The sequence below is a fragment of the Streptomyces sp. NPDC101237 genome (genome assembly GCF_044767465.1).
GTDB classification, from domain to species: domain Bacteria; phylum Actinomycetota; class Actinomycetes; order Streptomycetales; family Streptomycetaceae; genus Streptomyces; species Streptomyces gramineus.
Genome location: NZ_JBIWNY010000022.1, coordinates 139,413 through 149,844 on the forward strand (window position 1 = coordinate 139,413; position 10,432 = coordinate 149,844).

Genomic DNA, 10,432 nt, shown 5'->3' on the forward strand with positions numbered 1-10,432 from the left:
CCCGCCGTCGCTACACGGAGCGGTACTGCTCCCGCAGCTCGATCTTCCGCACCTTGCCCGACACCGTCATCGGGAAGGTCTCCAGGATCTGGACGCGGCTGGGCGCCTTGTAGTGGGCGAGTCGGCCCGCGCAGAAGGCGCGCAGATCCTCCAGGGTCGGCGGGTCGGCCGGGTCGTGCGGGATGACACAGGCCAGGACCTCCTCGCCGTAGCGCTCGTGCGGCACCCCGACGACCTGGACGTCACGGACCTTGGGGTGGGCGTAGAGGAACTCCTCGATCTCGCGCGGGTAGATGTTCTCGCCGCCCCGGATGATCATGTCCTTGATCCGGCCGACGATCTCGACGTACCCGTCGTCGCGCATCACCGCCAGGTCGCCGGTGTGCATCCAGCGTCCGGCGTCGACGGCCTCGGCGGTCTTCTCCGGCTCGTTCCAGTAGCCGAGCATCACGCTGTAGCCGCGGGTGCACAGCTCGCCCGCCGCGCCCCGGGGCAGGGTGACGCCGGTCGCCGGGTCGACGACCTTGACCTCCAGGTGCGGCAGGACCCGGCCGACCGTGCCGGTGCGGTGCTCCAGGTCGTCGTCGATACGGGTCTGCAGGGACACCGGGCTGGTCTCGGTCATGCCGTAGCAGATGGAGACCTCGGCCATGTGCATCTCGGCGACCACCCGCTTCATCACCTCGACCGGGCAGGGCGAGCCCGCCATGATGCCGGTGCGCAGCGACGACAGGTCGTAGGAGGCGAAATCGGGGAGGTTCAGCTCCGCGATGAACATGGTGGGTACGCCGTACAGCGAGGTGCAGCGCTCCTGGCGTACCGCCTCCAGGGTGGCCCTGGGGTCGAAGGACGGGGCCGGGATGACGACGCAGGCGCCGTGCGAGGTGGCCGCCAGGTTGCCCATCACCATGCCGAAGCAGTGGTAGAACGGCACCGGGACGCAGATCCGGTCCTGCTCGGTGTAGGAGACCAACTCCCCGACGAAGTAGCCGTTGTTGAGGATGTTGTGGTGGGAGAGCGTGGCCCCCTTCGGGAACCCGGTGGTGCCCGAGGTGTACTGGATGTTGATGGCGTCGTCGCAGGACAGTTCCGCCGCGCGCGCCTCCAGTTCGGCGGCCCGGCCGGCCCCGGCCCGTGCGATCAGCGCGTCCCAGCCCGGATCCCCGATGTACACGGTCTCCCGCAGCTCCGGGCACCTGCCCCGCACCTCCTCCACCATCGCCCGGTAGTCGCTGCTCTTGTGGCTGACCGAGGCGAACAGCAGGCGGATCCCGGCCTGGTTGAGGACGTACTCGACCTCGTGGGTGCGGTAGGCCGGGTTGATGTTGACCATGACGGCGCCGATGCGGGCGGTGGCGTACTGCACCAGCATCCACTCGGCGCAGTTGACCGCCCAGATGCCCACCCGGTCGCCCTTGGCGATCCCGCTCGCCAGCAGGGCGCCGGCCAGTTCGTCGACGTCGGCGCCGAACTTGCGGTAGGTCCAGCGCCGTCCGGACGGCACGTCGACGAGTGCCTCGCGGTCCGGCCAGGCGGCGACGGCCCTGCCGAGGTCGGCCCCGATGGTGTCGCCGAGCAGCGCGGTCCCGCTCGTGCCGTGGGCGTACGAGGTGCTCACCGGAAGTCCTCCTCGCGGTACTCGCCGGTGGTCCCGGCCGCCGTCATCTCGCGCAGTTCGATCCGGCGGATCTTGCCGGAGACGGTCTTGGGCAGCGCCGCGAACTCCAGCCTGCGGACCCGCTTGTAGGGCGCGAGGACCTGCCGGGAGTGCTCGAACAGCACCTTCGCGGTGTCCGGGCCGGGCTCCCAGCCCTCCGCCAGCACGATGTACGCCTTCGGCACGGCCAGCCGCAGTTCGTCCGGTGCCGGGACGACGGCGGCCTCGGCCACCGCCTCGTGCTCCAGGAGCGCGCTCTCCAGCTCGAACGGGCTGATCTTGTAGTCGGAGGCCTTGAACACGTCGTCCGCGCGGCCCACGTAGGTGATGTAGCCGTCCTCGTCACGGGAGCCGATGTCGCCGGTGCGGTAGTAGCCGCCGGCCATCGCCTCCGCCGTCCGGTCCGCGTCCCCGTGGTAGCCGGTCATCAGGCCCACCGGGCGTGCCGACAGGTCGAGGGCGATCTCGCCCTCCGCCGCCCCCGGCGCGCCCGAGACGGGGTCGAGGAGTTCGACGCGGTAGCCGGGGCTCGGGCGGCCCATCGAGCCGGTCTTCAGCGGCTGGCCGGGGCTGTTGGAGACCTGGACGGCCGTCTCGGTCTGTCCGAAGCCGTCCCGGACGGTGACGTTCCAGGCCCGCCGGACCTGCTCGATCACCTCGGGGTTGAGCGGCTCGCCGGCCGCCACCACCTCACGGGGCGGGGTGCGCAGCTGGGTCAGGTCGGCCTGGATCAGCATCCGCCACACCGTCGGCGGAGCGCAGAAGGACGTCACCCCGTGCCGGTCCATCTCGGCCATCAGCCGGCCGGCGTCGAACCGGGTGTAGTTGTGGATGAAGACGGTCGCCTCCGCGTTCCACGGCGCGAACAGGTTCGACCAGGCGTGCTTGGCCCAGCCCGGCGAGGAGATGTTCAGGTGGACGTCGCCGGGCTTGAGGCCGATCCAGTAGAGGGTGGCCAGGTGCCCGATGGGGTACGAGGTGTGGGTGTGCTCGACCAGTTTGGGCTGGGCCGTGGTGCCCGAGGTGAAGTAGAGCATCAGCGGGTCGTCGGCGAGCGTCGGCCCGTCCGGCACGAACCCGGCGTCCGCCGCGTACGCGTCCTCGTACGCCTCCCAGCCCTCCGCGAGGCCGCCCACCGTGATCCGGGTGTACGTGCCGGCGACCTCCGCGAACTTGACGGCGTCCTCGGCGCGCGCGATCACGTGCTTCACCCGGCCCCGGTCGACGCGGTCGCGCAGGTCGGCCGGGCCCAGCAGCGGGGTGGCCGGGATGACGACGGCGCGCAGCTTCATCGCGGCCAGCGCGGTCTCCCACAGCTCCGCCTGGTTGCCGAGCATGACAAGCACGCGGTCCTCCGGCTCCACGCCCCGCGCCCTCAGGTGGTTGGCGACCCGGTCGGAGCGCTCGGACAGCTCGGCGAAGGACAGCTTCGTCTCGGTGCCGTCCTCCTCCACGATGTGCAGGGCGGTGCCGTCGTTGTTCTGGGCGATGACGTCGAACCAGTCGAGCGCCCAGTTGAAGTGGTCGGGACGCGGCCACACGAAGCCCTCGCAGGCGGCGGCGTAGTCCGTACGGTGTTCCAGCAGGAAGTCCCGTGCCCTGCGGAAGTCCTCCGTCGCACTCGTCATTCGCGTCTCCTTCGGTACCGGACCATTGCCGGGCGGCTCTCTGGCATCGTGTAATCCGTGATGCAGGTCTCACTACCCCCGTACGGGGGTGTGAACGGCACGGGGCCGGGGTCGAAGGGGCAGGACAGGTGGCAGCAGAGGTCGCCGGGGCGGTGGAGATACGCGGTGCGCTGGCCAGGCTGCGGCGCGCCACCGGGCTTCCGATCGCCTTCGGCGGACTGGTCGACGCCGACCGTCCGCAGGTCCGGATCAGCGAGCTGACCGGCACCCACACGGCGGCGCTGCGCTCGCTCGCGGTCAGCTCCGGCAACGGACTGGGCGGCCGGGCGGTCCTGCTGGCCCGTCCGTGCGCGGTCACCGACTACTCGGTCTCCCGGCGGATCAGCCACGAGTACGACGTCCCGGTGGCGGCCGAGGGCATCCGTTCGGTCCTGGCGGTACCGGTGGTGGTACGGCGCCGGGTGCGGGGCGTGCTGTACGGCGCGCTGCGCACCGCGGAGCCGCTGGGCGACCGCACGCTGGGCGCGGCGGTGGCGGCGGCACGCGACGTGGAACAGGCGCTGGTGGTGCGGGACGAGGCGGTCGGCCTGCTGGCGGCGGCGCGGCCGGAGCCCGCGGCCGTACCGGACACGGGGGCCGTCCGGGAGCAGGTGCGGGAGGCGCATGCCGCGCTGCGGGCCCTCGCGCCGCGCATCTCCGATCCCGCGCTGCGCTCCGAACTCCTGGCCGCCTGCGGGCTGCTGACCGCCCCGGCACCCACGGCCGCAAAGACGCTGGCGCCCAGGGAGCTGGATGTGCTGGCCTGGGTGGCGGCCGGCGCCACCAACGCGGCGGTGGCCGAACGGCTGGGCCTGCGGCCCGAGACGGTCAAGGGGTACCTGCGCTCGGCGATGCGGAAACTGGGCGCGCACACGCGGGGGGAGGCGGTGTCGGCGGCTCGTCGGACGGGGTTGTTGCCGTAGCGGAGGGAACCCATTCCATTCATGCGCGCGTGCTTTGAATTAGCTGATGCACGGCCGTTGTTATTTCCCTCACCTCGGCGTTCGACCGGATTTCAGGGTTCGTTGCCTAGTATTTGGCCCGAACACGACACACGAGGGGAGCGGTGACCGTGCGACGGGACTTCCAGGAGCCTGCCCGATGCCGCCCCGACCTGGTCATCGGCCGGGCGGAGCTGCTCTCGGCCGCCCGCGACCAGCTCGCCTCGGGCGGCAGCGTGCTCCTGCACGGGCCGGCCGGAATTGGGAAATCCACCGTCCTGCGGGCTTTGGAGGCCGAATACTCCGGCGCCGCCCGCACCGTCCTGCGCTGCTCGGCCACCGAGTCCGAATCCCATCTTCCGTTTCTGGCCCTCGCCGACCTCTTCGGACTGGTCCTCGACGAGGTCGCCCCCCGGCTGCCCGGCGCCCAGCGCACCGCCCTGGAGTCGGCGCTCACCGGCCGCGGCGAGTCCACCCTGCAGCGCGACGGCCTCGCCCTGCGCCTCGCGGTGCTCTCCGCGCTGCGCACGCTGGCCGCCGACGGCCCCGTCCTGATCGTCGCCGACGACCTCCAGTGGCTGGATCCGGCCAGCGCCGAACTCCTCGGCTTCGCCGCCCGCCGCCTCGGCGGCACCCCCGTCCAACTGCTGTGCGCGGTCCGCACCGAGGGCCAGGAGTACGACCGTCACCTACGCGCGTCACCGCCGGACACCGTCGCCGTCCGGCTCGGCCCGCTCACCCGCAGGCAGGTCGCCGACCTCCTCGACCACCGCGGCCACGCCGCGCTGACCCGCGCCGCGGTCCGGGAGATCCACCACACCAGCGGCGGCAACCCGCTCTTCGCACTGGAACTCGGCCGCGCCCTCGCCGAGAACCCCACCCCGCTCCGCCCCGGCGAGCCGCTGCCGGTGCCGACCTCGCTGCGCGCCCTGGTCCTGACCCGTCTGGACATGCTCTCCGTGGAGGCCCGCCGCACCCTGCTGGTGGCCAGCGCCGGCGCCCGCCCCACGCACGCCCTGCTGCACGCGGCCGGCCGGGAGAACGCCGAGGCCGAGTGCGCCCAGGCGGCCGAACTCGGGCTGCTGGCCACCGAGCCGGAGGGCCCGGCCGTACGCTTCGCCCACCCGCTCATCTCCGCCGCGCTGTACGCCGAGGCACCCGCGCAGGAGCGCCGGGCCGCGCACGCGGCGCTGTCCACGGCCGCCTCCGACCCGATCGAGCGGGCCCGGCACCTGGCGCTGGCCGCCACCGGCACCGACCCGGAGGTGGCCGCCCGGCTCGCCGAGGCCGCCGCCCAGGCCCGGGACCGCGGAGCGCCCTCGGTGGCCGCGCAGCTCGGTCTGCTGGCCGCCCGGCACACCCCCGCCGCCAACCGGCCCGGCCCGGACGAGCGCCGGCTGCGGGCCGCCGAGGACGCGATCAGCGCCGGCGAGGTGGACCTCGCCCAGGACATCGCCCGCGAGGTGCTGACCCGGGCCACCCGGCCCGTCGACCGGGTGCGGGCCTGGATCCTGGTGATCGACTCCGCCGGCCACACCATGACCGAGGTCGACGCCGCCTTCCCGCAGGCCCTGGCCGACGCGGGCGACGACCCGCGGCTGCTGGGCAAGGTCCACTACCAGCTGGCCTGGCGAGCCCTGATCGTGGAGGGCGACTTCACCGAGGCCCGGCGGGCGGCCGCGCACTCCGCCGACCTCGCGGCGCGCGGCGCCGACCGGCGCACCGAACTGCTCGCGCTGTCCCTGCAGGCCCAGGTCGAGACCCTGATGGGCCATCCGGCCGCGCCCGCCACCATCAAGCGCGCCCTGAAGGAGCCGCAGGACCCGAGCGTCTCCTGCCATCACAACGGCGCCGGCAGCGCCCGGTTCCGCTGGCTCGTGATGGGCGACCAGCTCGCCGAGGCGCGGGCCACGGTCACCTCCCTGCTGCGCGAGGTGCGCCGGCGCGGCCAGGTGGAGAGCGAGGTGCACTTCCTGCGCGGCCTCGCCGAGACCGAACTGCGCTCCGGCCACTGCGGCCGGGCCCTGGACCTGGCCCGCGAGGGCCTGCGCCTGGCCCACGACAGCGGGATCGGCGAGACCGCCTCCGCGATGCTCACCTCACTGGCCGAGGCCTCCGGCGGCGACGTGGACCGCGGTCTCGCGCTGGCCCGGGAGGCGGTCGACCACGCCGAGCAGGACGGCGACACCATGTACCTGTCGCGGGCGCTCGGCGCCCTCGGATACGCCCAGTTGGTGGCGGGCGACCCGGCGGGCACCGTGCGCTCGCTGCGCCGGGTGCGGGAGCTGGAGCAGAGCCTCGGCATCACCGACCCGGCGCGCGGCCGCTGGCAGGGCGACCTGGCCGAGGCACTCGTCCGGGTGGGTGAGGCGGCCGAGGCGCAGGACGTCATCAATGTCACCCGGCAGCACGCGCTCCGGCTCGGCCGGGAGAGTGTCCTGGCCGCGCTCGACCGGGCCGAGGCGCTGGTCCGGGCGGCGCACGGGGAGCACGAGGCGGCCGTCGCGCAGCTGACCTCGGCTCAGGACCGGTTCGCCAAACTGGGCTACGGCCTGGAGGAGGCACGGGCCGCGTTCGCCCTGGCCTCGCTGCGCGAGCGGCGCTCCCCCACGGCGTACGACGAGGCCACCCGGCTGTTCCGGCGGTGCCGGGCGCTGCCGTGGCTGCGCCAGGTGGACGAGGCCGTCGCGGCGCCGGAGCCGCCGGTCGAGGCACCGGCGGCGCTGGACGCCCTGGACGGGCTGGCCGCGATGGAGCGTCAGGTCGCCTCGCTGGTCATGGAGGGCGCCACCAACCGGGAGATCGCGGCCCGGCTGTTCATCAGCGTCAAGACGGTGGAGGCGACCCTGACCCGGGTCTACCGCAAGCTGGGCATACGATCGCGCGTGGACATAGTCCGTTTGGCGGCAGGGCGGCGCGCGAAGTGAGAGCGCTCCCGGTTAACTGAGGCGGACCGAGGGTTTTCCCTCCCCCATCCCCCTAGGGGGTTCCCTCATTGGGAGGGTGGGGTTCCGCGTTCTAGCTTATGGATGTGCCGCTCGCCCGGGCATACGGGGGCCGGTCCCGCGACCCCCGTGCTCCCCCCACGCCCGCGCGACCCCCCACCGGCAACCCCCACTGAGGAGACTCATGTTCGGGCTCAACCGCGCCAGACAGACCGCTGCCGTCGTGGCGGCGACGGCTGCCGCCGCAGCGACCGTGCTGATCGCGTCCCCCACCGCGTCAGCCGCCCCTCAGCCGATCGTCGGCGGCACGACGACCACGACCACGGCGTACCCGTTCGTGATGCAGATCACCGACGCGTCGGGGAGCCAGTTCTGCGGCGGCACCCTGGTGTCGGCCACCAAGGTGATCACCGCGGCGCACTGCATGGAGGGCGAGACCACCAGCAGCGTCCGCGTGGTCGGCGGCCGGACGAACCTGAACGGCACCAACGGCACGGTGAGCCGGGTCAGCAAGATCTGGATCAACCCGGACTACTCGGACGCCACCAACGGTGACGACGTGTCGGTCCTGACCCTCTCGACGGCGATGCCGTACACCCCGGCGCCGTACGCCGGCTCCTCCCAGACCAGCCTGTACGCGGCCGGCACCACGGCCCGCATCCTCGGCTGGGGCACCACCTCGGAGAACGGCAGCTCCTCCAACCAGCTGCGGACCGCGACCGTCCCGATCGTGTCCGACTCCAGCTGCAAGAGCTCCTACGGTTCGGACTTCGTCCAGACCGACATGGTTTGCGCCGGATACTCGTCCGGCGGCGTAGACACCTGCCAGGGCGACAGCGGCGGTCCCCTGCTCATCGGGGGCGTCCTGGCAGGGATCACTTCCTGGGGAGAGGGGTGCGCGGAGGCCGGTTACCCGGGTGTCTACACCCGGCTGACCACCTTCTCGAACCTGGTGACCGCTCAGGTCGGCTCGTAACCAGAAGACCTCCCGGGCGGCGCCCGGGTGAGTGACCGGGGGGCGTTGCGGGCTACCACGAGCAGCCCGCAGCGCCCCCTATCCACGTCCCGGTGCGGCTGCTCGTCGGCGGTGAGCGCGCCCGCCGCGCCCCAGCTGTCGGCCGGGACCTCGTGGATCCACACCTGCACGGTCTCGGCGGGGACCCGGTAGGCGTCGACGAAGGCCTCGGTGATCCACCGGACCAGGTCCCGCTCGAGTTCGGTGTCGCGGGGCCCTGCCGGACGGTGCCGATCGGCATCGCCGAACTCCTGCGGTCGCGCTTCCTGTTCGGTGGCTCCAGTCCGGCGCACCGGACGTCCGCGACCAAGGAGCGGATCGCGACCGCAGCGATCAGCGAGCGTGATCGCCGCAGGCCGGCAGCAGAGTCTCCTGGTGCCGGGGCGGGTCGGCAGCGGAGACGGCGAGGCCGGTCGACACGGCCAGGCCGGGGGCCCGGAACGGTACGAAGGCCACCCTCGGGCTGTGCAGGACGCGCGCGTGGGACGCGTAGACGACCGTCCACAGCGGGCGGGTCCCGATGCCGGCGAGGGTGTCCTGAAGGGAGCCGCCCGAGGGTCCGGGCAGCGGCTCGAAGCCGGCGTCGCGACAGGCGCCGACGACCAGGTCGACGAGGGCCGGGGTGATGCGGCGGTCGCCTGGCGGCCGACGAGGTGCGCCACGGCGTCCTCGACCGGCAGGGGCGAGCGGAGCAGCAGGAGCTGACGGCCGAGGGTGGCACGGTTGAGGGCGCGGGTGCCGAGCACCGGACCGGAGGACGTCCTCGCCATGCCGCGCACGCCGGCGCCATGGCGGACAGCCCCTGTCCACTGCTCGCACCGGCCGCCGCGGCCAGGCCCCTATGCCCCGTATATCCTGCTCCACGACCCACTGATCGCGTCCGGCCACTACGATCACACGGATCACGCCGAAGCAGTCACCACCGAGAGGCGGCCGCGATGTCCGAGCGACGCCCCACCCCGGCCTCCAAGAACTCCGGAAACGGCAGGAACGGCCGGAGCACCAGGAGATCCGTCTGGCGCCGCGCCCTGACGTCCGACCGGGACACGGCCGAGCTGCCGGAGCCGGGCTCCGCGGCGGCGCCGTCCGCCGAGCCGCCGAGCGTGGTGGAGGCGGTGCTGTACCGGGACGGGGTACGGATGTCGACGCCGGCGACCCTCGCGGAGACGTACCGCGAACTGCACGAGCAGCCCTCGGGGATGGCGTGGATCGGCCTCGCCCGGCCCACCTCCGACGAACTCCTATCGCTGGCAGCCGAGTTCGACCTGCATCCGCTCGCGGTCGAGGACGCGTTGGAGGCGCACCAGCGTCCCAAGCTGGAGCGGTACGGCGACACGCTGTTCGTGGTCCTGCGGGCCGCCCGCTACCTGGACGCATCGGAGGAGGTCGACTTCGCCGAGCTGCACGTCTTCGTCGGCCCGGACTTCGTGATCACGGTCAGGCACGGCGCGGCACCGGATCTCTCGGCGGTCCGCCACCGCATGGAGGACAGCCCCGACCTGCTCAAGCTCGGCCCGGAGGCGGTCCTCTACGCCATCCTCGACGCGGTGGTGGACGACTACGCCCCGGTCGTCGAGGGCGTCCAGAACGACATCGACGAGATCGAGACGGAGGTCTTCCGCGGCGACCCGGAGGTCTCCCGCCGCATCTACGAACTCTCGCGCGAGACGGTCGAGTTCCAGCGCGCCACCCGCCCCCTGGTCGGCATGCTGCACAGCCTGATCGCCGGCTTCGCCAAGTACGACACGGACGAGGAGCTCCAGCGCTACCTCCGTGACGTCGCCGACCACGTCACGCACATCAGCGAACGCGTGGACGGCTTCCGCCAGGCCCTCACGGAGATCCTCACCGTCAACGCGACCCTGGTCACCCAGCAACAGAACGCGGAAATGCGCGCGTTGGCGGAGGCGGGCTTCGAACAGAACGAGGAGATCAAGAAGATCTCTTCTTGGGCGGCGATTCTCTTTGCTCCCACACTCGTCGGCACCATCTACGGCATGAACTTCTCCCACATGCCCGAGCTCCACTGGGGGTTCGGATATCCCTTCGCGATCGGCCTCATGGGAATTGTTTGCGCCAGTTTGTACGTGATTTTCAAGCGCCGGGACTGGCTCTAAGGGCTGTCCCGTAAATGATCTCCGGGGCGCCTCGGGCATGGTGGGCTGCTGTTCGGCCCCGCCGACCTATCCGGCAAGGGCGAGGTTGTG

Annotated in this window: 7 protein-coding genes; 4 read left to right on the plus strand and 3 right to left on the minus strand. The window is 72.5% G+C overall.

Features of this window, described 5'->3' with window-relative positions:
• Positions 1 to 10: 10 nt before the first annotated feature.
• Both ACIRQ9_RS29640 and ACIRQ9_RS29645 read right to left on the minus strand, forming a co-directional pair.
• Positions 11 to 1,618: an AMP-binding protein gene (locus ACIRQ9_RS29640; RefSeq protein WP_404180029.1), complete on the minus strand. Its 1,608-nt coding sequence runs from the start codon at positions 1,616 to 1,618 to the stop codon at positions 11 to 13.
• Positions 1,615 to 3,285, minus strand: coding sequence for an AMP-binding protein (locus ACIRQ9_RS29645; RefSeq protein ID WP_404180032.1), 1,671 nt, complete (start codon positions 3,283 to 3,285; stop codon positions 1,615 to 1,617). Before ACIRQ9_RS29645 ends, ACIRQ9_RS29640 begins: the two co-directional genes overlap by 4 nt.
• A gap of 128 nt (positions 3,286 to 3,413) precedes the next feature.
• Between ACIRQ9_RS29645 and ACIRQ9_RS29650 the strand changes: the two genes are divergently transcribed.
• The 3 genes from ACIRQ9_RS29650 (at position 3,414) to ACIRQ9_RS29660 (ending at position 8,186) form a co-directional block, all read left to right on the plus strand.
• Positions 3,414 to 4,247 carry a response regulator transcription factor gene (locus ACIRQ9_RS29650; protein WP_404180035.1) on the plus strand — a complete coding sequence of 278 codons (834 nt, stop codon included), beginning with the start codon at positions 3,414 to 3,416 and terminating at the stop codon, positions 4,245 to 4,247.
• Between the two features lie 143 nt (positions 4,248 to 4,390).
• Positions 4,391 to 7,192 carry an AAA family ATPase gene (locus tag ACIRQ9_RS29655; protein ID WP_404180038.1) on the plus strand — a complete coding sequence of 934 codons (2,802 nt, stop codon included), beginning with the start codon at positions 4,391 to 4,393 and terminating at the stop codon, positions 7,190 to 7,192.
• Positions 7,193 to 7,394: 202 nt separating this feature from the next.
• On the plus strand, positions 7,395 to 8,186 hold the full coding sequence (locus ACIRQ9_RS29660) for a S1 family peptidase (RefSeq protein WP_404180041.1): 792 nt from the start codon (positions 7,395 to 7,397) through the stop codon (positions 8,184 to 8,186).
• Here ACIRQ9_RS29660 and ACIRQ9_RS29665 read toward each other — a convergent pair.
• Positions 8,171 to 8,518 carry a 4-oxalocrotonate tautomerase family protein gene (locus tag ACIRQ9_RS29665; protein WP_404180044.1) on the minus strand — a complete coding sequence of 116 codons (348 nt, stop codon included), beginning with the start codon at positions 8,516 to 8,518 and terminating at the stop codon, positions 8,171 to 8,173. The genes ACIRQ9_RS29660 and ACIRQ9_RS29665 overlap by 16 nt on opposite strands.
• A gap of 645 nt (positions 8,519 to 9,163) precedes the next feature.
• On the opposite strand from ACIRQ9_RS29665, the gene ACIRQ9_RS29670 reads away from it, so the two are divergent.
• Entirely contained in the window at positions 9,164 to 10,342 is a 1,179-nt protein-coding gene (locus tag ACIRQ9_RS29670; RefSeq protein ID WP_404180047.1) for a magnesium and cobalt transport protein CorA, read from the plus strand.
• The last annotated feature ends 90 nt before the right edge of the window (positions 10,343 to 10,432 follow it).

Bases quoted from the DNA above. Each gene is read 5' to 3' on its own strand.
- ACIRQ9_RS29660 (WP_404180041.1), top strand. From the start codon at position 7,395: ATGTTCGGGCTCAACCGCGCCAGACAGACCGCTGCCGTCGTGGCGGCG.
- ACIRQ9_RS29670 (WP_404180047.1), top strand. From the start codon at position 9,164: ATGTCCGAGCGACGCCCCACCCCGGCCTCCAAGAACTCCGGAAACGGC.
- ACIRQ9_RS29645 (WP_404180032.1), bottom strand. From the start codon at position 3,285: ATGACGAGTGCGACGGAGGACTTCCGCAGGGCACGGGACTTCCTGCTG.